This window comes from Aquimarina sp. AD1, assembly GCF_003443695.1.
GTDB lineage: Bacteria > Bacteroidota > Bacteroidia > Flavobacteriales > Flavobacteriaceae > Aquimarina > Aquimarina latercula.
This window is the reverse complement of the sequence record NZ_CP031966.1, coordinates 1,020,666-1,043,169: the sequence shown is the minus strand read 5'-3', so window position 1 is coordinate 1,043,169 and position 22,504 is coordinate 1,020,666. Positions and strand designations below refer to the sequence as shown.

General features: G+C 30.4%; 22 protein-coding genes. 9 read left to right on the top strand and 13 right to left on the bottom strand.

What is annotated here, in order from left to right; genetic code table 11:
- Window positions 1-56: 56 nt before the first annotated feature.
- A complete protein-coding gene (locus D1815_RS04725) occupies window positions 57-374 on the bottom strand; it encodes a DUF6660 family protein (RefSeq protein ID WP_118386124.1) in 318 nt (105 codons plus the stop codon).
- A 191-nt stretch (window positions 375-565) separates the two neighbouring features.
- On the opposite strand from D1815_RS04725, the gene D1815_RS04720 reads away from it, so the two are divergent.
- Window positions 566-1,939: a hypothetical protein gene (locus tag D1815_RS04720; protein WP_118386123.1), complete on the top strand. Its 1,374-nt coding sequence runs from the start codon at window positions 566-568 to the stop codon at window positions 1,937-1,939.
- Here D1815_RS04720 and D1815_RS04715 read toward each other — a convergent pair.
- Genes D1815_RS04715 through D1815_RS04700 form a run of 4 tightly spaced genes read right to left on the bottom strand, consistent with a single transcriptional unit; the run spans window position 1,936 to window position 7,440 of the window.
- A complete protein-coding gene (locus tag D1815_RS04715) occupies window positions 1,936-3,681 on the bottom strand; it encodes a hypothetical protein (protein WP_027391579.1) in 1,746 nt (581 codons plus the stop codon). The genes D1815_RS04720 and D1815_RS04715 overlap by 4 nt on opposite strands.
- Window positions 3,682-3,721: 40 nt before the next feature.
- The gene (locus D1815_RS04710) at window positions 3,722-4,855 is read right to left on the bottom strand and encodes a ComEC/Rec2 family competence protein (RefSeq protein ID WP_147404341.1); all 1,134 of its coding nucleotides are present in this window, start codon (window positions 4,853-4,855) and stop codon (window positions 3,722-3,724) included.
- Window positions 4,806-6,296 (bottom strand): hypothetical protein, encoded by a 1,491-nt coding sequence (locus D1815_RS04705; RefSeq protein ID WP_118386122.1) that lies wholly within the window; start codon window positions 6,294-6,296, stop codon window positions 4,806-4,808. Before D1815_RS04705 ends, D1815_RS04710 begins: the two co-directional genes overlap by 50 nt.
- A complete protein-coding gene (locus D1815_RS04700) occupies window positions 6,289-7,440 on the bottom strand; it encodes a caspase family protein (protein WP_027391582.1) in 1,152 nt (383 codons plus the stop codon). The genes D1815_RS04705 and D1815_RS04700 overlap by 8 nt, the downstream gene beginning before the upstream one ends.
- Before the next feature lie 426 nt (window positions 7,441-7,866).
- Here D1815_RS04700 and D1815_RS04695 point away from each other — a divergent pair, with 426 nt between their 5' ends.
- Window positions 7,867-8,295, top strand: a complete 429-nt coding sequence (locus D1815_RS04695; RefSeq protein ID WP_027391583.1) for an SRPBCC domain-containing protein — start codon at window positions 7,867-7,869, stop codon at window positions 8,293-8,295.
- Window positions 8,285-8,608: a helix-turn-helix transcriptional regulator gene (locus D1815_RS04690; protein WP_027391584.1), complete on the top strand. Its 324-nt coding sequence runs from the start codon at window positions 8,285-8,287 to the stop codon at window positions 8,606-8,608. Before D1815_RS04695 ends, D1815_RS04690 begins: the two co-directional genes overlap by 11 nt.
- Before the next feature lie 22 nt (window positions 8,609-8,630).
- Here D1815_RS04690 and D1815_RS04685 read toward each other — a convergent pair whose 3' ends face one another.
- The gene (locus tag D1815_RS04685) at window positions 8,631-9,053 is read right to left on the bottom strand and encodes a Dabb family protein (RefSeq protein WP_233557679.1); all 423 of its coding nucleotides are present in this window, start codon (window positions 9,051-9,053) and stop codon (window positions 8,631-8,633) included.
- A 165-nt stretch (window positions 9,054-9,218) separates the two neighbouring features.
- Here D1815_RS04685 and D1815_RS04680 point away from each other — a divergent pair, with 165 nt between their 5' ends.
- A complete protein-coding gene (locus D1815_RS04680; RefSeq protein ID WP_118386121.1) occupies window positions 9,219-9,647 on the top strand; it encodes a hypothetical protein in 429 nt (142 codons plus the stop codon).
- 79 nt (window positions 9,648-9,726) lie between these two features.
- On the opposite strand, the gene D1815_RS04675 is transcribed toward D1815_RS04680, so the two are convergent.
- From D1815_RS04675 to D1815_RS04665, 3 genes are all read right to left on the bottom strand, one after another.
- Complete coding sequence (locus D1815_RS04675) at window positions 9,727-10,338, bottom strand: hypothetical protein (protein WP_027391587.1); 612 nt, start codon at window positions 10,336-10,338, stop codon at window positions 9,727-9,729.
- Window positions 10,339-10,341: 3 nt separating this feature from the next.
- Complete coding sequence (locus tag D1815_RS04670) at window positions 10,342-10,833, bottom strand: RNA polymerase sigma factor (protein WP_118386120.1); 492 nt, start codon at window positions 10,831-10,833, stop codon at window positions 10,342-10,344.
- Between the two features lie 219 nt (window positions 10,834-11,052).
- Window positions 11,053-11,652, bottom strand: coding sequence for a hypothetical protein (locus D1815_RS04665; RefSeq protein ID WP_120650696.1), 600 nt, complete (start codon window positions 11,650-11,652; stop codon window positions 11,053-11,055).
- A gap of 244 nt (window positions 11,653-11,896) precedes the next feature.
- Here D1815_RS04665 and D1815_RS04660 point away from each other — a divergent pair, with 244 nt between their 5' ends.
- The gene (locus D1815_RS04660; RefSeq protein ID WP_118386118.1) at window positions 11,897-13,126 is read left to right on the top strand and encodes a response regulator; all 1,230 of its coding nucleotides are present in this window, start codon (window positions 11,897-11,899) and stop codon (window positions 13,124-13,126) included.
- A gap of 3 nt (window positions 13,127-13,129) precedes the next feature.
- Here D1815_RS04660 and D1815_RS04655 read toward each other — a convergent pair whose 3' ends face one another.
- On the bottom strand, window positions 13,130-14,056 hold the full coding sequence (locus D1815_RS04655; RefSeq protein WP_158594427.1) for a peptidoglycan DD-metalloendopeptidase family protein: 927 nt from the start codon (window positions 14,054-14,056) through the stop codon (window positions 13,130-13,132).
- 385 nt (window positions 14,057-14,441) lie between these two features.
- On the opposite strand from D1815_RS04655, the gene D1815_RS04650 reads away from it, so the two are divergent.
- Complete coding sequence (locus tag D1815_RS04650; RefSeq protein WP_027391590.1) at window positions 14,442-15,275, top strand: OmpA family protein; 834 nt, start codon at window positions 14,442-14,444, stop codon at window positions 15,273-15,275.
- 143 nt (window positions 15,276-15,418) lie between these two features.
- On the opposite strand, the gene D1815_RS04645 is transcribed toward D1815_RS04650, so the two are convergent.
- Window positions 15,419-15,607, bottom strand: a complete 189-nt coding sequence (locus tag D1815_RS04645) for a hypothetical protein (RefSeq protein ID WP_027391591.1) — start codon at window positions 15,605-15,607, stop codon at window positions 15,419-15,421.
- Window positions 15,608-15,846: 239 nt separating this feature from the next.
- Here D1815_RS04645 and D1815_RS04640 point away from each other — a divergent pair, with 239 nt between their 5' ends.
- From D1815_RS04640 to D1815_RS04630, 3 genes are all read left to right on the top strand, one after another.
- Complete coding sequence (locus D1815_RS04640) at window positions 15,847-16,296, top strand: hypothetical protein (RefSeq protein ID WP_118386115.1); 450 nt, start codon at window positions 15,847-15,849, stop codon at window positions 16,294-16,296.
- A 260-nt stretch (window positions 16,297-16,556) separates the two neighbouring features.
- Window positions 16,557-17,393 carry a M57 family metalloprotease gene (locus tag D1815_RS04635; protein WP_027391593.1) on the top strand — a complete coding sequence of 279 codons (837 nt, stop codon included), beginning with the start codon at window positions 16,557-16,559 and terminating at the stop codon, window positions 17,391-17,393.
- A gap of 129 nt (window positions 17,394-17,522) precedes the next feature.
- Complete coding sequence (locus D1815_RS04630) at window positions 17,523-17,930, top strand: DUF2541 family protein (protein ID WP_051335944.1); 408 nt, start codon at window positions 17,523-17,525, stop codon at window positions 17,928-17,930.
- A 92-nt stretch (window positions 17,931-18,022) separates the two neighbouring features.
- On the opposite strand, the gene D1815_RS04625 is transcribed toward D1815_RS04630, so the two are convergent.
- Window positions 18,023-19,240, bottom strand: a complete 1,218-nt coding sequence (locus tag D1815_RS04625) for a class I SAM-dependent rRNA methyltransferase (protein ID WP_369899381.1) — start codon at window positions 19,238-19,240, stop codon at window positions 18,023-18,025.
- A gap of 706 nt (window positions 19,241-19,946) precedes the next feature.
- Complete coding sequence (lon, locus tag D1815_RS04620; RefSeq protein WP_118386111.1) at window positions 19,947-22,397, bottom strand: endopeptidase La; 2,451 nt, start codon at window positions 22,395-22,397, stop codon at window positions 19,947-19,949.
- Between the last annotated feature and the right edge of the window lie 107 nt (window positions 22,398-22,504).

The window sequence follows — 22,504 nt, the reverse complement described above, 5'->3', positions numbered from 1 at the left end:
TTATTAGATAAATGTATTCTTCCACTTTTATTCTGTGAAAGCCAATATTATATTCATCAAATAAATTGAGGCGGTTGCCAAATATTAGGAAGATAAAAGAAATTGTACTCTGGTTGATCTGTGAAATCATCTTTTGATATGATTGTACTTTTAACCTCTATGTCAAATGGTTTTATTAATTCATAGGTAATGGAGAGTCCACAACAAGTACAGACACATAGGGAAGCACAAGAATCATCTGTATCATCGGAGTGATTATGATTCTTATCAATTATTGACAATTCATCTTGATGCTCTGCATTAAAAGAATCAGAACACGGTGCTATTGTCATAGCTAGCAAGAAAAAAGATAATATTATGGTTAAAAACCTCATGTGTTCTACAAAGATATATGAAATAGATTGCAATGCATACTTCTCTTTAGCTAAAATCCAAATTTGTTTATTACATATTCATTTTAAGAAAAGTTTGTGCTTTATTTATAAGAAAAAAAGGATATTGAGCTAAAATTCTATGTAACACAATCATTAATTATTCTTCTTATACAATAGATTATAAACTAATAATGAAAAAAGAACTATTTACTATACTTAGAGTGTATATATGTAATTGGATATTAAGTCTAATTCTTTTTGTCATAGGTGCTATCGTAATTGCTGATGTTACTTTTATAGATTCTTTTAAGTATTTTTTTGAAGCATTAGAAAGAACTAATTTTCTTAAAGCCATTCATGTTTTATTTATTATAATTTATTGTTGTTTTTTAATCTTCAGGTACTTCATTAGAGTACAGAGAAAAAAAGGTTTCAAATTAATGGCGAAACAACTGTCACTAAGACTCTTTACTCCTGCTATCGTATTATTTGGTATTTATAAATTTATTGTTATTAAAAACAGCTATGAAAACTTCCAATATAACTGGATTCCTACGGTAGAAAACAATAGTGGTATATCTAAAGATTTATATAAAATAGATGGAAAACATCGTGGAATGAATGTTTTTGGTTGGAATTATGATAATGATCATACTAAAGCAATCGATGATTTAGTTAAATCTAACATAGAATGGGTTGCTATTGTTCCATTCTTAGATCAAGAGAATGAACAAACATTAACAATGCGAGTTCCTAAAGAAATTGGTCAATGGTCGCGAAGAGATAGTTTGCATATTAAAACAATTAAAGAGCTAAAGAAAAAAAACATCCATATCATGCTTAAACCACACCTGTGGTTATCTAATGGATGGAGATCAAATATTACACATACGAATGAATCCGATTGGGATACCTGGTTTGACTCTTATCGTGCCAATATGATACATTATGCGGAAATGGCAGCATTAATGAATGTTGAACTTTTTTGTATTGGAACTGAATTAAAAAGCTCGTTAAAAGCTCAACCAAAAAAATGGAATTTATTGGTTAAAGAAATTAAAGCTATTTATAAAGGAAAATTGACATATGCTGCAAATTGGGATGGAGAATATGAGTTTATTGATTTTTGGAATGATATGGATTATATAGGCATTCAGGCATATTTTCCTTTAACCCAAAAACCAAACCCAGAAATTAATATTGTTAGGAATGGTTGGAAAACACATATTGATATGCTAGAATCATTATCCATAAATCATAATAAACCCATCTTATTTACAGAAGTAGGATATAAAAGTGAAGCTTCAGGAACCATCAGACCTTGGGAATGGGGTTCTGCACTGAGTATATTATCTAAACAGAAATCTGATAAAACCCAGCAAATAGCTTTCGAAGTGTTATATCAAGAATTATGGAATAAAAAATGGTTTGCTGGCACGTACATTTGGCAATGGAACACCCAATCAAAAAAAGAAAATGCCGCCACTGATCTTGATTTCTCTCCAAGATATAAACCTGCAGAAAATACAATAGCCAAATGGTACTCCACTAATAATTGTGATTAAAACTTAGATAAAAAGACCGCTGGATTATCACGTGCAATACTATCAAATTCTTCTACAGTAAGGTTACCAGTTGTAGTAGCCACCAAATTCTTTTCTGCAGAATGATTTCTAACCACATAGAAATCGGTCCCAAATAAAACTTTATCACCTAATTTAGGATTATTAATAGTTTGCCTTAACAATGGAAAAATTTGATCATCATGCAGTATATAACTAATATCAGCATATACATTATCATGTTGCAACATCATACTACAAATGATAGAATACCAGTCAACATATTTCCAGCAATCTTGAAGTTTTCTCCAACTAAATTTTTGATTAGCGGTGTATAAAAAATCTATTCCAAAATCTGGTTCTTTTATTAATTCATTACTGTATCCATATCGATCTAGTTCTAAATACTTATTCCACTGATCTTCTCCACCAAAATGAGCAAAACAAATTTTAAGATGAGATAAATTGTATTTCAATTCTGTATTTAAGTCAGTAAACCCAAATAAATCTCTTATATCCTGTCTACATTGGCTTACCAAAATTCTTAATAATTCTTCTTTAAGTAACACTAAGTAATTCATAGGATGTGTAAAATTTAAAGAGAAATCCTTGTTTTTGCGTTGTGGCAATAGTAAAGGTTCATAAATTTCATTTTTAAGGTTTACAATCTCTTTAAAGATTGGATGCGACTCCCATTCCTTTTTCTTTGCTCCTCTGTAAAAGATTGTTCCCTTAATGCAATGTGTCATAATTGGAAGTTGATTATCTGCTGCATATTTCCAAAGTGGTAATAACTCCTCATCAAAAGGGTAATAGCCCAATGCTGGGTATATTTTAAACCCATCAAATTTTTTATCCTCTATATATTCTTTGATAAAACAATTCTCTAATGTAACTGTGCCGTTATTAAAAGCGTATTTAAAGTGATCTTTTTCGTCTTTTATTCTTCTGGGTTCGACAAATACAAATGGAAGAAAAGCATCTTTATTGGTGCTATTTTCCTTTATATCCGCTAATTCTTGCATCTGATTTCGATAAGAGTTTTCTGGTTTTAGTTTACCAGCACCCATATATTCCATATCCATTGGTAGAACAATAAATTTTGTTCCAGGCGGATATTGTTCTTTCATGGATGAAAAAATTTTACTTTGATTTTTATACAAAGTAAATCTCCCTAATAACAAATATCTTTCTAATAAATCTTTGGTCATCTTTCCTGGTAGAATAGCAAAAAATTTGATAGTCTTACTTAGAACAAACCAAATGAAATTACGGCCACTCTTGAAATAACTAAATAGTATGAAAGAAAGAAGAGCTTGCAGATATACATTTTTTATTGGAACCAACAGGTAATGCTCTGTTAACCAAGTCTGGAGTTTAACAATATACCCAATTATTTCATTTTGTTCAGGATTAAAAACAAGTGATAGCCATTTAAATATTATAAAAAACACATGAATAGTCAGTATCATTCCGATCAATGATAATACTCCTGAAAGTAATTTGTTTCTTCTTAATTTAATAGCTTTTAGTATCCTGTTACGTCTTTTTTCTATATAAGGATCCTGATATTTTTTATTATTACTAGATATACTGTTTTTAAACAGCTTAAGGATTAATGATGTATTTAATAAATAACTAAATGGCCAAGGAACAAAGGTTTTAGCTAAATACGGAGGAACATGTTCTCCTCTAAAAATATGGGTGTGACAATTTATTACAGGTTTCTTAGTACAATCACTCATAATCAATTGATTTAAAAAGTGTTATTTATTGTGGTTTATATTAAAGATCAATCGCTACAATATCATCTTCTGGGGTAGGAAATATTGTAGTGTAATTATATTTACTTTTTAAGTAATTCTCATCCCAAATCTCGTTTATTTTAGATTTATAATTAAATATTAGTCGAGTGTTTTCTCCAGAAGATTTTAATATTCTGGCAATAGTTACCTTTTTTGGATGTTTATAAATTCTACCATTGGTAGAAATCACAAAATTCTTACAATTTACTTTATCTAATAATTCTGGACTTGTGTTATGAGAACTGGCATGATGTGATATTTTAAATAATTCTAAATCAATTTTCTCTTCCGGAGCAATTTTATTTAATGCCTCTAGTAACTGACTCGGAAATGCGTCTCCGCAAAACAATACTTTCTTTCCTTCATATTCAGCTAAAAAGGCAATACTACTTCCGTTCCCAGCTGAAGTATCTTCTTCAAAGTCTTCTTTTACCAATTCATCAACATCCGGAAACCCATCTCCAAAACTTTCAATAGCATCTTCTGTGACATCCTCATCGTTAACTTCTAACCCAAATCCTGGATCTAAATTGGCTGCTCTTACTTCCTCTTCCCATTTACCTTTTAATTCTGATAAATGCTTCTGCGCAGGTGATAGAATAGTTAATTTCATACCTCCTGGAAGTGTTATTTTTGGCAACTCTCCTTGATCAACTTTAATAGTATTTCCATTAAAATCGCCATTCCAAGACAAATTATGCTTTAATATCATCGAAGAAAGGCGTTCCCCTTGGACAGCCCCAAAATGTTCTATTACATCTTGAGTATTAGTATTTATATGGCTCCATCCATTAAACCAAAAATCTCTTATCCGAAAAGGTAATTGATCCTCTTCTAATAATCTAAGAATACCTTCTATATGATCTCGATCAATATGTGTAACCACCAATAATTCCAGTTTTTTTTGATCTTCTGGAAGTTCATTGACTAGTTTTTTAATACTATGTCTTGTGCCGCCAGTACCGCCATCAATGAGAATTCGACTAGGATTATCTTCAGAACCATAGGTTATCCAGATACAATCTCCGAATCTCGCCGGCAAAAATTTTATATTAAACATCGTTTTAAAGTTTTCTTTTTCGTTTTCCCATCCTATACATTCTGATCTCATCATCAAAATCCTTTTTAGGGAATTTAATATGTATACTATCCATTTTTTTTCGTACTTCAGAATTATTTCCTTTTAAACCAAGTTCCTTTGCTGCCTTATAAACGGAGTTAAATTTTATTCCATCATTGGATACGATCTGACCATCAGACTCTATTGATAACTTCTGAGAAATTGTATCATCAGTGAATATTTCAAGATTATCATTTACTGGATCAAAATCAGTATCCTGTAACAATTCATTTAATGGAACATCATATATATAGGCAATATGAGAGGTATCTTTTGGAGTTCCCTTTTTTGTTTTTTTTAACGGATTTTTAGGATCTAATCCGTTAAAAGTAGTTGTAGTTGTTGTCCAGTCTGCAGCTTCTGCATACATCTCTACCAATTCTAACGCCTTTTCTATTTCAAGATCCAAATTTTCTTTATTGGATAACATTTTTAAACCTTTCCACAATAATTTTAGTCCTTCTGTGTATAATGGTATCCCTCTTTTTGTAGCTTCTAAAAATCGGAATCTAATTTCATCGATATTTATTTCTCCACTTTTTCTGCCTTCTTTAATAAGTTGCCATGCCCAAATAATAGAGCCATCAGACATCCACGGCATCCAATTAGCTAAATTTTCTGCCCAATTATGCAATCGATCTAATTCTTCTGTTTTCAATAAATAATACCCGCCTATTGCAGCAGCAGCGGGATCTGTCATTTTTCCGTAAAGCAAATCTTGAGCAGAAGATGATTTAAGACCAGAACTCTCATACAAATCTTGTGCTTTAGACCTTGAATCTTGATTAAGTAAGGTCAAAATAGTCTCTGCATGCCAGTTATCAGTAGTAACTGTAACTTCTAACGGGTGTACAATACCTTCAGGACCTTCATTTGGTCTAATAAGACACATTAAATGACTATTTGGTGGCAATGCAATTAATCGCCACGGAATTTTAGGACCTCCAACTTGCAAAAATTGTTGACTTTGTTCTACATCCAATTCGTAACTTACTCCTTCTTCATTCCAAGAGCTAGATTCTTGTATAGGAATCTCAACTACATTCCAATTTTCATTATCTTTTTTCCATAATCGAATCCAAGCCCCTAAATAAACATTATCCACTAAATCTTTTTCTTCGTCACTATGTGTAGATAAATTTTTAGATAAATAAGCCCATTCTTGTGTTTCACTGGGGCTTAAACCAGATAAATCAAATTTTACGATTCCGGTTGAACCAGCTTTTACCATTACAGCTTTTTCGATTTTATTACCAGAAGCAAGTGTTAATATTACTCCATAAACACCTGGAACTACCTCAAGAGTTGTAGAATTATCATAACTCATCCAAAAAGAATGAAGTTCTTCCAATTTTGCATTCAAAACAGTGATTTTCTTTGGAATACGAGAAGAATCATTCCCGTGTGTTATTATATGTATAGATAGATTACTCATTTCGGGAACAGTTAATTTTTTCGTTTGCTATTGCTCTAACTAAGGCATATGTTTCTCCATTACTAAATTCATCACTTTGTGATTCCGTCTGCAGTTTGTAAATTCCTGCGGTCATATTCAATTTCCAAGAGTCAGATTTAGGCTCTTCGGTAAATTCAGTTCCTCCTTCTAAAGCAGTACAAATTAGTTTTGACACATTAGTAGCTTCCACTGGATCACAGGCCACAGACAAATGTGCGGGTGGTGCTTTACTAAAAGTAATCAAACTAGCAGGATCACTAGCCGCATAAATACATCGTTGTTTATATCCTTCTGTAGATTTAACTGTACGAAGAATATTATGAATTTGCGTAGCAATATCTCCAGTATTCACAACCCATTCGGCACCTCTTTTATCAGCTGCATATCCTTGCAAAGCCTTTATTATTGATTGAGTAAAAAAAGAAGGTTTCTTCTTTGGTCCATAAGCTGCTTCATTGTGTGCGGCCGCTTTCATTGTTAAATCATGTTTACAATCTGGTGTTGTCAACAATGGAATATCTAAAGGTATGTCTGGTAAATCTTGTTGAAGCATTTGTGCATTGATTTTCCTACAAGAATCTATAAAAAAGCACTGAGTAGATGCTTTACAGGAATGAAAGGCGTTTCTTGTTTTATTAAAACTGAAACTACCCATCAACCAAGGGTTATTAGAATTAGCCCCAAAATCTTCAGCTAATAAATAATGATCTTTTTTTTCTACACCATGACCACTAAAAAAGAATATAGCAACATTATTCTCATTAATATCACAGCGTTGTTTCCAATCATTATATGCTCTAGAGATATTTACAAAATTTGCCGCTTCGAATTGTTCATCATTGCTACCAGGATTAGGGTCATCTGGTGATGGTGAGATCAATAACTCAATACTTCCTAAAGGTTTAACTAAATCCTTCTGAACATCATTTTCTATTTCTAACAAATGATCTCGAAAAGCTAATGCAGACTTTGGAGGTGATGATAGCTGCCGTAAAAGACCAATTTTTTCGTAGTTCTGTTCCTTTTCTTCAACTCCTCCAGATAAATAACGATATCCTCCAACCCCTATAATTAATACATGAGTTTTTGGTTCTCCATTTATTTGATCATAAATCAATGCCATACGATAGTCTATGTTAATGTATAATATAATTTAAAACACATGTTATAGGAATTATTTAGCTGTTTTATAATTCAATATAAAATCAACACTACTAATTTCTATAATATCAAGTATATACAACATACCCAATATCGGGTATATTGAAAAAAACATACTTATTTAGAATATCTCCAGAGATATGAATCAATGGATCATTTCTTATACTTTAATACTAAAAAATTGGGGAATATATACTTAGTTATGAGGAGTTTCAATTTAGTAATAAATGTTAATCTAAAAAAATAATATACTACCTTTTTAGTTTATCAAACTTGTTTTCAAACATATAAAGGCAAAAATAATGCAACTAAAAGGTTGCTTTTTTGTTTTATTTTATTAAATTAGCAACCTTTTAGTTGCATCATTAAAATCTTAAAACTTTACAAAATGAAAGACGTAATTAGCAAAGAACAAATTTTCACACACTCAATTGATAAATTATGGAACGCCATATCCATACAAGAGGAAATATCAACTTGGTTTCTTCCAGCAGATTTCAAAGCAGAAGTTGGTTATCAATATACGTTTCACTCTCCTGACAAAGAGAACTGTAAACCTATAGTTGGGACTGTTAAAGAAGCAAAGCCCTATACCTTAATATATACATGGACAATACAAGGCACAGATGTTGAAACAACTGTAGTGTGGCGTTTAGAAGAAATAGCTAGTGGTACTAAACTTTCTTTAGAACATTCCGGCATTTCAAATTATGATGGAGAAACTGCTGTAGAAATGTTTACTAGTTTCGATGGTGGATGGGATAACTGTATTAAAGATTTACTTAACTACATAACACAAGAAGTACATGCAGAATAAGATTACCAAAATACTTAAAGCAATTGCTGATCCCACAAGACGAGAAATATTTCATGCGTTGGTCATAGCGACTACTGCCCTGCCAATTACTGAAATATCAAGTCAATTCGAAATGAGTCGTCAAGGTGTTACAAAACATCTAAAAACTCTTGAAAATGCAGGTTTAGTAACAATCAACTCAAAAGGAAGGGAACGTTATTGTAAAGCAGACACACAACCACTAATAGAGATTAATAAATGGTTAAAATTCTACGAACAATTCTGGGATAATGCTCTCGGGAAATTGGAAAATTATCTTGACCAAAAACCATAATAAATATGATCATTAAAAAATATTAATCTAAAACAATAGTATCATATATCTGCACCTTATTCCATAAGGAAGAAGCTTCTTTAATAAATAATAAATGAGCTTCTTCTTTTTGATAAAGGTCTTGCTCTTCTTTTGATGAAAAAGTAACTATTATAGAATACGTATATGTGTTATCCACTACTTCTCGATCTGTACCTGCTGGAGTACCAACAAAATTAGTTTTGGCATACTTTGAGGTATTGAGGAATTTAATAAGAGATTTTTCAAAAAGTTGTCTTTCTTCAGGGTTATCAGGATTATTAAGCCATATGTAAACAGAGTGAACAAAATTTTTATCAAATACTGGCTCTTTCTTACCACAATATAACACCATAAAAATCAGAACAATAAACATTAAAAAAAAGAAATTTTTACCTATGTTGTTATATCTTTTTTGAAGATTCATAATATTAATAATTAGTTAGATTTCTTAAAAATACAAAACAACTAGCAATCTTTATAATTCTAATATATTGAACAATAATTTACAATTGACAACCTAGTGAGATTTGCGTTTGACTAGGTTTCTGCATACATTGTTAGCTCAAAACAACTTAATAATCAATTAATTATGAGTACTACTAACAAATTACCCGTATGGTTTTGGGTCATCAGTATTATCGCACTTTTATGGAATATTATGGGAGTAATGGCTTACTTAGGTCAAGCATATATGACAGAAGAAATACTAAATGCGATGCCAGAAGCAGATCAACACTTTTACAATAATATCCCGGCTTGGGTAACTTCTGTATTTGCGATAGCAGTTTTTTCTGGACTTTTTGGTTGCATTGCTCTTTTGATAAGAAAAAAAATTGCCATTGTACTTTTTATAGTATCATTATTAGGAATATTAGCTCAACAAACCTATAATTTTTTTATACAAGATTTTGTAGAGCTATCAGGTCAAAGAGTATATATGCCAGTTATAATCTTGGTATTCGCTATATTTTTAATATGGTTTTCTAAATTCTCCAACTCGAAAGGGTGGATTTCATAAACCGAAATAAATAAATTTTAGCAAAAAACAACAAATGGTATCTAATTTTAGATACCATTTACACTATACAAAAATCAATTTATTCATTTGATTGTAAGTCTTTTAATATTTCTTCTGCATCATTAATATTCTTTCCATAGCATTTTTTAACCCATTTAGCAAAGAACACGAAAAAGGTAATTCCCATAGGTATAAAAATTAATAATGGCCAGAGGTTTTTAACACCAGTAAACATATCTTTTCCTCCAAGAATTTTAGAAGTAACTGGTAAAATGAAAAAGATTAGTAAAAAACTGAGGTAATAGGATATTTTTTGAAGTGATTGGAATTGTTTTTTATTTTTAGTGTACTTTACTAAAGTATCTCTATAACTATTTTCATAGAAATTAATCCCACTCATTTTATTAATAGATCTTAACGATAGTATTGGTAATATAATTAGTATGATGGCAGATGAAATACCAAAAAACATATTATACCAAGTTTCCAACGTATTAATATTCAATAAAATTAACAATGCCATACCGAAACAAATAATTGTTCCAAATATTTCTGGGTAAGCAATTCTATTCCATTTTTTTCTATACTGTTCTTGTGTCATCATCATAATCATTTTATCTGTTAGTTTTTTTTGTTTTTCTAATTGCCCGCTTATCTCAGACCATACGTGTTGCATTTCTTCTAATTCCATTTACTACCCTTTTTTAACTATTTGAGTTTTTAATTTTTGTTTTATCCTAGATATTCTAGTTCCCACATTGGTTGGAGTCAATCCAGTAATCAATGCAATTTCTTCATATTTCTTACCTTCTAGTAGTAATAGAATTAGCCCCTTTTCTATATCACTAAGCATTTTAATATGCGCATATAGTATTTTTAATTTTTCTTCGAACTCTGTATTATAGTTTTCCGTTTGTTTAAGTACTATTTGATCAATCCCTACTCTATTTCCTTTTCTCTTTTCTTTTTTTAATCTTGTAATCGCTGTATTTAATGCCACTCGATACATCCAAGTACTTACCTTAGCATCTCCTCTAAAAGAATCATAAGCCTTCCATAATTGATATACTATTTCTTGATATAAATCTTGTTGGTCTTCGGATTGATCTGTATAAACTGTGGTTATTTTAAAAATAACTCCTTCATTTTCTTTAATAATCCGAGTAAACTCTTCTTCTTTACTCATATTGAGTTTCTTTTTATCATTAGTGTTTAGTATTTCAAAAAAATCACAAAAAATTAAAAAAAATTAATAAAGCTATGAATTAAATATGCACAAAGTTTGTAAAAACAAAGTGAAATGTTACGTAGAAAAAATATTCGAGTAAATAAATAATGAAAACCTAAGAAAGGAATTCATAAAGAGAAAAAAAAGAAGATTGAGTTATAAATAGTAGTTGAAAAATCACTCCTTAACAACTATTATAGTTGCTTTTACTCCAGTAGTCAAATTCCATTCGTTAGCTGTAATGAGATTACCTTGATCATCGTGTAGCTGAAACTCTGCCGTATTGGGACCAGAAGTACCTTGATTAAGAGCTTCTATATCAATCTTATTAAAACCTTTAATAAGATCTATCTTAAACCCTTCGAATACACTATTTAAATAAACATTTGATCGGATTACATCATCATTTAAAAAGATACGGACTAAATCACCATCTACTGACTGATGATCTCGATAAATAAGATAAACAAATTCTGATTTACTTTTAAAATCTCCTAGATACTGATCTGACTTATACTCTTCCTTTATTTCTTTATCCTTCTGGAACCATTTAGGAACTACCTTAAAATTTGGTTGTAATAGACCATTATCCCCCGTCATATCAAAAGGTTTTTGAGTTCTATTAAACCTTATAGAATCTTTCGGGCTTTTGTATAAACTAAAATTATTTTTGGGTTTAGTCAAACCTGGAGTAAGTTTATATGTACTTGTTCCTAAAGTGCTACTATTATCATCTATTTTTATAGATGATAAAGGCTTTTCAATTTGTGAACTCATTAAATTCACAAATAATAATAATAACACCGATATAACTGTAGATTTCATCTTCCTCACTCCTTTATCAGATATTGTCGTTAAAGATACTCATTCCCTTACTTTTTTTTATTATTAGTTATCAAAAACTCGACCAAACAATCAATATATTCAGTAAACCAATAAAAAAATCACTTTTATGAAAAAAACTCCTTTTTAAATTTGTAAGATAAATCCGATATCTTTTATTTTGTCATAAAAACAACCAATGATCTCTTATGCCATCTGGACTTTATTATCCATCTTAGTTCTTTTTTTAAGTTACAAATGCTATTTATTAGCTTCTAACCTTAAAAAAAAGGACCAAGAACTAAGCTCTTTACAGACTTCTACAGAAAAGAAAGTACAAAAAAATCAAGAGTTTATATCTTCACTTAGCCAAGAATTAAGAACTCCTCTTTATGGAATTATGGGCTTGACTAATATTTTGTATAATGAACATCCAGAATTGGAACATAATAAGAATCTTAAGTCTTTAAAATTTTCTGGTGATTATTTATTGACTCTTATTAATAATGTTTTACAGGTAAATATTCTGGAGTCTGATACAATTATTACCGATAAAAGACCAATTAATCTACGTGAACTTACTCAGAATATTATACACTCTTTTGGTTATGCTACAGAAAACAGTGGTAATACATTGGATTTAGATTTTGATAATGACATTCCAGAAAAATTACATGGAAATCCAGCTATCTTATCGCAGATATTAATGAATCTAATTAGTAACGCTTTGCGATTTACTAAAAATGGAAACATAGTGTTTTCGGTTCATTTGATCAATAAAAAAGGTAAACTTAATAATATATCCTTTAAGATTAAACATGATGGAAACGAAGTATCTGAAGAAGATGAAAAATCTATCTATCAAGAATTCATAGATATAGAAAAGGTAAAAAAGTCCTATCTAGGAACAGGAATAAATTCGACAATAGTAAAGAGACTTGCTAAATCAATAGGCGGAGAAATCATTTTGCAAAATAATTCTCAAGCCGGTTCCGAGTATGCTTTTGTATTAAATTTGGAAGCAATTAACCAAAATAACAAGGGAGCTAATCCAGACGCAAATAACAATAAGCAAAAAGCATTAATTGTTGATGATAATAAACTTAATCTATTAGTTGCAGATAAAATACTCTCCAAAGAAAATTTTGAGTGTACGACTATTGACAATGGTTTTGATGCTATAGAACTTGCTAAAGATCATACTTATGATATCATTTTGATGGATATAAATATGCCAAAACTAAATGGAATCGGTACTACCAAAAGAATTAGAGAATTTGATAACGAAACGCCTATAATTGCGTTAACTGCGGTTGATGTTACGCAACTAAATAGACAAATTATGCAAGCAGGTTTAAACGATTATATCCTAAAACCTTACGACAAAAGCATCCTATTAGAGATGATAAACAAGTACGTAGAAAATTAATATCTAATAGATTACTATTTCTTGTCCTACATTAAGAACAGAATTATATCTTATTTCATTTATTTTACATATTTCGGAAACATTAGTATCATGTTTTCTGGCTATACCGTGTAGTGTGTCACCCTTTTTTACTATGTAAATACTTTTCGTCGGATTTTTAATTTCATCTAACGTTTCTTCAATGTTAGTTTGAACTACAATCTTACTTTGTCTTGTAGAACGGTGAGATCTTGGAGTTATCCACTTTTTAGTAACCACTATATCATTTGATCTTATTTTTGTATCCGGAGAAAAATCAAATAAATATTCTGGGTGAATACTTTTTCCATGATATCTTACTTCTAAATGTAAATGACTACCTCTAGCATTTCCTGATACTCCACCTTTACCAATCACCTGGCCTTTTTCTACAATATCATTTTCCTTAACCAAATATTTCGAAAGATGCGCATATACTGTCTCTAAACCATTATCATGTCTAATAACTACTGTTTTACCATGACCTCCGTGTCTTCTAGCATATCTAACTTTTCCCCTCAATAATGTTTTTACATTATCACCAGTCCTAAGGTCAATATCTATTCCTTGATGTGGCCTTCCCCTTCTCCATCCATATCTAGAAGTGACAACCATTTTATGATCCACTGGAGAAGAAAAGGTTGAGTCTGCGAAATGTAATAAAAAAGGATGTTTGTTTTGTTTATTCCTCCAGTACGTATTGAATACTGTGGTACTCCAATCTTCTTTATAAATCTTGCTAATATCCTTTTTACTAATCGTATCCACCGTATTGACAATGGGTATAACTTTTTTTCTATTCACCTTATATATAGGTAAATATGTTATACCTCCATCTAATACTATCCTTTTATAATTCTGTAGTACTACGTTATCTTCTATACCCGATTTCTGTGCGACAACCGTTTGCATTGTAACACATAATATTATTAATAAAGTTAGTTTTCCCCTATTCAAAAACATGAAATTCCAAAAATTTAAATTCTAAAGTAAAGTTCATTCTGGGCGTTTCGTTTGTTATAAGACGATTTATTTATGGTCTCGTTACAACTAAAATTATTTATTAACCAAACATTAGATTTATTAGCCAAACAGGCTGAAAAACTAAAGCGTTGTAATTCAATTTATTACAAATAATTCGGTGATAAATTTACCGTAAAAATAATACGGTATACTAATTTTAGCAATTTTTTTTAACAATTTTTAAGAATTCAATGTGAAAAGTTTAGTAGGTAAAATTATAATAAAACTAAGAACAAGTAGTTTTAGGTAAGTATAAAAGATTAATTAAATAACCATGAAAAAAGTATTCACATTAATTGCAATATCGGGGGCTTTAATGACCACATCTTGCGTTTCGAAAAAGAAGTATTTAGCTCTAGAAGAGGATCTAAATAATACTCGTAGTACATTACAGAAAACAACAGTTGAAAAAGAAGAATTAGAATCTAAATTTGCTAAAATAGAAGCAAGAGTAGCTGATTATAATGCAAAAATAAATTCATTAAGAGATTCTAATGATGAGAAAATGGTAATGGTAGATAACCTTGCGGTAATTTCTAACAATACTAAAGAAAAAATGAAACAAACATTATCTCAAGTAGATCCAGAAAAACTTCAAGGAGCAAGAACTCTAGAAGATTCAATGAATTTAGCTGTTTCTCATAACCTAAAAAGTTCTTTAGACGATAGTTTAAAAGAGGATGAGGATATTTCTATCGACATTGATAACACTGTTGTGATGATTTCTATTTCTGACAAAATGCTATTTAATAGCGGAAGCTATCGTGTTAGTAACAAAGCAAATGATATTTTAGAAAAATTAGCTCAAGTTATTAACTCTGAACCAAGTCTTGATGTTATGATCGAAGGGCACACTGATCCAAGAACGATTAGCACACCTGCATTAGAAGATAACTGGGACTTAAGTGTAAAAAGAGCAACTTCTATCACAAGATTATTACAAAAGAAGTATAATGTTGACCCATCTAAGTTAATCGCCTCAGGAAGAAGTAGCTATCAACCTTTAGTAGAAAATGACACAGAAGAGAATATGGCTATTAATAGACGTACTAGAATTGTATTATTACCAAATCTAGACAAGTTCTTTGCAATGCTATCATCAAACTAAGAAGAGAAAATAAATTTTAAAAAAGGGATATGTATATGATACATATCCCTTTTTTCATTTGCATTCGTACAATTACAACCTAAAACATCAATTATCTTCTCAACACACATTGATAAAACAATACTGTTTTATGATAATCTATTTTAATCAATATATGTATTAACACTTGTGGTCAATTTACAAGAGCTATGTAACATCTTTTTAAACTTTAGAGCCAAATGTTCATCATTAAACTTCATTGCTTCACTAATACTATTAGACAAGACCAACTCCCCTATTAGATATTCTACAAAATAGGTTTGCTCATCAGTTAACAAAACATATTCAGTCATATAAAATTCTTATTTTGGAACTCTATCATATTTTACATTAAGAATAAAACAATACAGATACACCATTTTTCTACTTCAAATTTAAGTTTTAAGAACCTTACTTTTATCGGCCTCTCATGTTTGTTATCAAATTCTTATTCACAATCTCTCCTAAAGAAATTATAAAGCCTTTTTAAAACAAAACAAAATCATATTTTTTTTGTAACTTATTGATTTTCAATTCATAAAATCACTCCATCATGAAATCCTTCTTATTAATCATTTTCAGCTTTTTCTCCATAAATTCAATTTACAATACGTCTAACACCTCTGATGTCAATAATTTTAACCTAGAAGGTGTTTGGGATCTAAAGCATCAATTTCTATATGATGATCACAATGAAATCTCTGATACCATATTAAATCCAAATGGATACCGACAGGTAAAAATGTATAGTAAAGGAAAAGTGATGTGGACTAGATATGACCCAGCAGATAGTAATGAATGGTTTGGATATGGAACATATTCAATTAAAGGTAATATCCTTGAAGAAAGATTAGAATATGCATCTGGACCAATGATGAAAATAGTAGACACCACTCAAGTTTTTAGATTTGAACTAGTAATGGATAAAAAATCCTATCAACAAATAACAATTGATGAAACTGGTCATTATTCGCAATCCGAAAATTATACTAAAGTAGAATAATTAGTATTTTTACTTTCCACTTCATTCCTTAACATAATATAAAGGGTATTCACCCAACAACTTGGGTTGTATACCCCTTTTTCATTGTATTACTAAAATGTAGTTTTGAAAAATAAATATTTGCACGATATAAAACCACACAAATATTATACAACTATCCCAACAATATTTTTCATAGAGCACTTGATGTTTAAAGGAACACTTTTGCAAGAACTTATCGTAAAATTCAAACTAATCAACTGAAATTAAAATACACTACGATGAAAAAAATCACATTGTTAATGCTTTGTCTTATGGTTCTTATAACCAACTTCTCCTGTCAGAAAAAAGAAATTAATGAAGAAATCCAAGAAACACATAAGAAACCAACTAAAGAACAGCTCACCAAGTTATTTAATATGGGTGTAAATATCGATGATGTTACTATCCAAAAAATCACCACCTTAGATGGCAAAACCCGCACTTATTTAATATCCGGAGATATTACGATTCCTATAGATAAGCTTACATCTTATTCAGATTTAAAATCTTTAAATGGTGACAATAAACAATATAGAGATACTAATTTGGTCTCTCCTAATTATAGGGATATTGATATATTGGGATATACTGGAGGGAATTTTGCATTGACTTCTAAAATGCAAACTGCACTGCGTTGGGCCGTTAACAATTATAATGCATTATCAAATAGTTTAAATTTCAATCTTACTTTTGGTACTGATTTCAACAACGCCGATATGGTAGTTTATAAAATTAATGTAGCTAGTGGTGGCGGAAATGCTGGTTTTCCGAACACACTTGGAGAACCTTATAAATGGGTTAGAATCAACTCTGGAACAGATGCGTTTACAACCAATGTAAATGAACATGTAATAGGCCATGAAATTGGCCATTGTATTGGTCTTAGACATCAAGATTGGTATAATCGTCAAAGCTGCGGTTACTCTGGTCCTCTACCAGCAGAACCACCTGCTATTTGGATTCCTGGAACACCTACATCCGCTTATGCTGATTCTATCATGCAAGCATGTTTTGGAACTACTGAAGATGGAGAATTTACCGATACGGATAAAACAGCACTAAACATTTTGTATTAGTACATAATATTGTAAAAGATACACCTAGTAGGTTACATATTTGAAGTATGTAACCTATTTTTTTTAAAATTATAATTAAACCTTTATTGATTAGCATGGTCTTACTACTAAACACTAAAACATTAAATTATGAAAAATAAAAAAAGACAAAAACTAATCGTACCATTTTTAATGGTATTATTTTTAGTAGGAAGCAGCTTTACTACCGTTAAAATAAAATGGGAACATTTAGGATCTAGAACAGTAAATTATAAAATTGATAGAGATGTTATTAAAGTAACAGCAAAAGATGGTGCATTTAAAAAACTAAAAGTAAAAGTAACCAATGGTTCTATAAATATGCATCGAATAGTTGTACAATATGGAAATGGAGAAAAGCAAGTAATTCAAGTAAAAAAGAATTTCAAAAAAGGAGGTGCGACTAGAATTATTGATTTAAAAGGTAACAAACGAATTATAAGGGATATCACTTTTTTCTATGACACCAAAAATTTATCTAAAAATCGAGCAAAAGTACATGTTTTTGGAAAGCACTGATAAGAAAACAATAACTGAACCTAAATTTGGTTGAAGCATTTCATACGTAACATTAATATGCTTCAACCTGGTTCAGAAATTGATCATTTACATTAACTCATTTTATAATACACACACTTTAAATACGCTCCTTCTTCAAATGTTATTGGGTGATCTATATCGTGATATGTTTTTTCCAACACACTAAAATTTCTTCCACTTTGAGATATGTTTTCATCACATATATTAAAAAAGTCCTCTGATCTTACCCTAGAAGAACAAGAGGCTAAAACTAAAATTCCCTTTTCACCAACCAACTGAGCTCCTAGCCTAGCTAATCTAGCATAACTATTCTTTGCCTTAGAAATTTCACTTTCTCTCTTAGCAAAAGATGGAGGATCAATAACAACGATATCAAATTTTCTGTTATCGCTTATAAGATTTTGCAACCCTTCGAAAGCATCTATAACCATTATATTATGGTCTCCCGAATGCTTGTTTAAAGAAGCATTATCTTTTGCCATTTCTAGAGCCTGTCTACTTATATCAAGACTCACAACTTCTTTAGCATTCCCAGCCAATGCATGAACAGAAAATCCTCCTGCATAAGAAAACACATCCAATACTGTTTTTCCATTAGCAAGATCACCGACTCTCTTTCTATTATGTCTATGATCTAAAAAATATCCAGTTTTATGACCTTTAATTACATTCGCCGAAAACAAAACTCCATGTTCTTCGAACACCACTACCTCATTCTCCAAATCTCCAAAAATTACATCCCCGTCCTTTAAATTATATGTATCACCTCTAGTTTGTAATGATCTGCTTAGTCTCATTACAACAGTTTTACATTCTGTATTTTCTATTAAACAAGGTAGCACCCAATTAATATATGGAAACCAAATATGAGAATACAATTTTATAACTAAAACGGTATCATACACATCTGCAATAAAACCTGGCATTTGATCATTCTCACCAAATATTAATCGATAACTATTTGTCTTTGTTTCTAATAACTCTTTTCTAATACTATAAGCTTGTAAAATTCTATGACCAAACCATTCTTCATTTATTTGAGCTGCTTTCTTAAACTGAATTATTTTAATTCTAATTGGAGAATATGGATCATACAATCCAATTGCAATAATAGTATTCTTTTTGCTGTCATATATAATAGCTAAATCTCCAGCATTTCCTTTATTACTTTGTTTAATAATACTATTTTCAAAAACCCAAGGGTGTCCTCTTTTCACCATTTTTTCTGCAGAGGGTTTAAGTTTTATTGCTAATCTTTGAGTGTTGATTTGCGGGACAATATTCATCATATGCAAGAATAGTAATATTTTTTAGTATACAGGAACTATAATATATAAAAACGGGATTGTATCTGGAAACAATCCCGTTTTAACCAAAACTTTTCTAGCTAATGAACCTATTGAGGAATCGCCATTTTAGACTATTATAGGTGTGACATTCTAACTTCGGGTTTTAAGAGATTTCCATGTGTAATATATATGTTGGTTGACAAAAACATGAATTAAAAAAATAAAGTCTGGTTTACATATTAAAAGTAAAACATTTATACAACTTACGGTTGCGTGTAAACCTCAAAAAAAGTAAACTAAAATAGTCTTATTTACTTTACAAAATTAGAAAAGCGCTTATCCCAAGGAGTATCAGGATAAACGCTCAAAAAAATATTGTTCGAACTTGTAATTATTTAGTAAAGTAAATCTCGCTTTTTGATTGTAAGTTAAATTTAAATACTTTTTCTAAAAAGCATCAATCCCAAGATGTATCAGGATTAATCCCCTTTAAGTATACATTCAACTTTTTTATCTAATAATAGATCTTGTTGACTTCTCTACTGTTTACATCTATATGACGAGCATGACTAAATTTTGTTACACTTTTTTTTTATTATTTTTATTTTAAACATCTGAAAATTAAAATAATCCAGTAAAATCAATACCTAAAGTCCATATTTTTTTTTACGAAAAAATATGTCTCATTATTAATAAATATTAAAAATTACAATTTTTTAGCATTCTTAACCTTACTCTTGGTTAATGCTAATTCCAAAACTTCACTCATTTCTTTAACGTAATGGAATTTTAATCCTTTGAGATACTCTGCTTTAATTTCATCAATATCTCTTTTATTATCCTCACACAACAATATTTCTTTGATATGAGCTCTTTTTGCTGCCAAGATTTTTTCCTTAATTCCACCAACAGGTAATACCTTACCTCTTAGTGTTATCTCACCTGTCATAGCAATACTCTTTTTGACCTTTCTTTGGGTAAATAATGACACTAATGACGTAAGCATCGTAATTCCAGCACTAGGACCATCTTTAGGAGTAGCTCCTTCCGGAACATGAATATGAACATTGTAGTTGCTAAAAATATCTTGATTAATTCCTAAAACATCCGCATTAGCTTTTATATACTCCATAGCAATAGTTGCAGATTCCTTCATTACTTTTCCTAAATTACCAGTAATTGTTAAGCTTCCTTTTCCTTTGGAAAGAATCGATTCTATAAATAAAATATCACCACCTACACTAGTCCAAGCCAATCCTGTAACAACACCTGCTACTTCATTATTTTCATATTTATCACGTTCTAATCTAGGAACTCCTAAAACCTCTACAACATCATCATTACTTACCTTTATATTATAAGTCTCTTCCATTGCTATATTTTTAGCAGCGAACCGCACCATTTTAGCAATTTGCTTTTCCAATCCACGAACACCAGATTCTCTTGTATATCCTTCTACGATCTTCTCTAATTGTACCTTTCCTATTTTTAAATGAGATTTATCCAATCCGTGTTCAACCAATTGTTTTGGTAATAAATGTTGTTTTGCAATTTCAACTTTTTCTTCTATCGTATATCCTGTAACATTAATGATCTCCATACGATCTCTTAGAGCTGGCTGAATTGTATTAAGGCTATTGGAAGTAGCAATAAACATCACTTTGGAAAGATCAAATCCCATTTCTAAGAAATTATCATGAAATTCAGAGTTTTGCTCAGGATCAAGCACTTCTAATAAAGCAGAAGAAGGATCTCCTTGGTTTCCTACAGAAAGTTTATCTATCTCATCTAAAACAAAAACTGGATTACTTGTTCCTGCTTTTTTAAGGCTTTGAATAATACGACCAGGCATCGCACCTATATATGTCTTTCTATGTCCTCTAATTTCTGCTTCATCTCGCAATCCACCTAGTGATATACGTACATATTCTCTACCTAATGCTTCGGCAATAGACTTCCCTAATGATGTCTTACCAACTCCCGGAGGACCGTACAAACATAGTATCGGTGATTTCATATCATTACGCAGCTTTAGTACTGCTAAATATTCTATGATACGCTTTTTTACTTCGTCTAAACCGTAATGATCACGATCAAGGATTTTCTTGGCGCGTTTTAGATCAAATTTATCTTTACTAAATTCATTCCATGGTAAATCTAAAAATAGATCTAAATAATTACGTTGAATAGAATATTCGGCTACTTGCGGATTCATACGACGCATCTTAGACAATTCTTTGTCAAAATGTTTCTTTACATTTTCATCCCATTTCTTATCCTTACTTCTAACCTGCATTTCCTCTAACTCATCTTCATGAGACACACCACCTAGTTCCTCCTGAATCGTTTTCATCTGTTGATGAAGAAAATACTCTCGTTGTTGCTGGCTCATATCATGCTGAACCTTATTTTGTATATCATTTCTTAGTTCCAATTTCTGAAACTCTAAATTCATATACTTCAACGTTGCTAAAGCTCTATCCTTAATACTATCAATTTCTAATATTTTTTGCTTTTCATCAACTGGTAAATTTAGATTTGAAGAAACAAAATTTATCAAAAATGAATTACTTTCAATATTTTTAATCGCAAAAGATGCTTCCGAAGGAATATTAGGACTTTCCTTTATAATTTCTAAAGCCAATTCTTTTATAGAGTCAATAATCGTATTAAATTCCTGATTTTCTTTAGCAGGTCTAGTTTCTGGAACTTCTAATACTCTTGCTTTAATATATGGTTCTTCTTCTAAGATCTCATCTATCTTAAACCTTTTCTTACCCTGTAAAATAACAGTTGTATTTCCATCAGGCATCTTAAGAACTCTTAAGATTCTAGCTACTACTCCAATCTTATTTATATCCTTAGAAGTAGGGTTTTCTACGTCTTCTTCTTTTTGAGAAACTACTCCAATCGTTTTATTTCCATTATTTGCTTCATTAAGAAGCTTAATTGATTTATCACGACCAGCAGTAATAGGAATCACTACTCCTGGAAATAAAACAGTATTTCTCAATGGTAATATAGGAAGCGTTTCCGGAAGTTCTTCTTTATCGATTTCCTCTTCATCTTCAGGTGTCATTAAAGGTATTAATTCTGCATCTTCATTTATTCCTTGAAATGACAAACTGTCAAGAGTTGTTAATTTGGATTTCGTCATAAGTATATATACAAAGTCATTTTGTCATCTAATCAAAATGACATTCTTTAAAAGTTTATTAAATCTAATTTTAGAATCGATAACAGTTGCAAAATAAGGCATTTGTA

Bases quoted from the DNA above. Each gene is read 5' to 3' on its own strand.
- D1815_RS04725 (WP_118386124.1), bottom strand. From the start codon at position 374: ATGAGGTTTTTAACCATAATATTATCTTTTTTCTTGCTAGCTATGACA.
- D1815_RS04720 (WP_118386123.1), top strand. From the start codon at position 566: ATGAAAAAAGAACTATTTACTATACTTAGAGTGTATATATGTAATTGG.
- D1815_RS04715 (WP_027391579.1), bottom strand. From the start codon at position 3,681: ATGAGTGATTGTACTAAGAAACCTGTAATAAATTGTCACACCCATATT.
- D1815_RS04710 (WP_147404341.1), bottom strand. From the start codon at position 4,855: ATGATGAGATCAGAATGTATAGGATGGGAAAACGAAAAAGAAAACTTT.
- D1815_RS04705 (WP_118386122.1), bottom strand. From the start codon at position 6,296: ATGAGTAATCTATCTATACATATAATAACACACGGGAATGATTCTTCT.
- D1815_RS04700 (WP_027391582.1), bottom strand. From the start codon at position 7,440: ATGGCATTGATTTATGATCAAATAAATGGAGAACCAAAAACTCATGTA.
- D1815_RS04695 (WP_027391583.1), top strand. From the start codon at position 7,867: ATGAAAGACGTAATTAGCAAAGAACAAATTTTCACACACTCAATTGAT.
- D1815_RS04690 (WP_027391584.1), top strand. From the start codon at position 8,285: ATGCAGAATAAGATTACCAAAATACTTAAAGCAATTGCTGATCCCACA.
- D1815_RS04685 (WP_233557679.1), bottom strand. From the start codon at position 9,053: ATGAATCTTCAAAAAAGATATAACAACATAGGTAAAAATTTCTTTTTT.
- D1815_RS04680 (WP_118386121.1), top strand. From the start codon at position 9,219: ATGAGTACTACTAACAAATTACCCGTATGGTTTTGGGTCATCAGTATT.
- D1815_RS04675 (WP_027391587.1), bottom strand. From the start codon at position 10,338: ATGGAATTAGAAGAAATGCAACACGTATGGTCTGAGATAAGCGGGCAA.
- D1815_RS04670 (WP_118386120.1), bottom strand. From the start codon at position 10,833: ATGAGTAAAGAAGAAGAGTTTACTCGGATTATTAAAGAAAATGAAGGA.
- D1815_RS04665 (WP_120650696.1), bottom strand. From the start codon at position 11,652: ATGAGTTCACAAATTGAAAAGCCTTTATCATCTATAAAAATAGATGAT.
- D1815_RS04660 (WP_118386118.1), top strand. From the start codon at position 11,897: ATGATCTCTTATGCCATCTGGACTTTATTATCCATCTTAGTTCTTTTT.
- D1815_RS04655 (WP_158594427.1), bottom strand. From the start codon at position 14,056: ATGCAAACGGTTGTCGCACAGAAATCGGGTATAGAAGATAACGTAGTA.
- D1815_RS04650 (WP_027391590.1), top strand. From the start codon at position 14,442: ATGAAAAAAGTATTCACATTAATTGCAATATCGGGGGCTTTAATGACC.
- D1815_RS04645 (WP_027391591.1), bottom strand. From the start codon at position 15,607: ATGACTGAATATGTTTTGTTAACTGATGAGCAAACCTATTTTGTAGAA.
- D1815_RS04640 (WP_118386115.1), top strand. From the start codon at position 15,847: ATGAAATCCTTCTTATTAATCATTTTCAGCTTTTTCTCCATAAATTCA.
- D1815_RS04635 (WP_027391593.1), top strand. From the start codon at position 16,557: ATGAAAAAAATCACATTGTTAATGCTTTGTCTTATGGTTCTTATAACC.
- D1815_RS04630 (WP_051335944.1), top strand. From the start codon at position 17,523: ATGAAAAATAAAAAAAGACAAAAACTAATCGTACCATTTTTAATGGTA.
- D1815_RS04625 (WP_369899381.1), bottom strand. From the start codon at position 19,240: ATGATGAATATTGTCCCGCAAATCAACACTCAAAGATTAGCAATAAAA.
- lon (WP_118386111.1), bottom strand. From the start codon at position 22,397: ATGACGAAATCCAAATTAACAACTCTTGACAGTTTGTCATTTCAAGGA.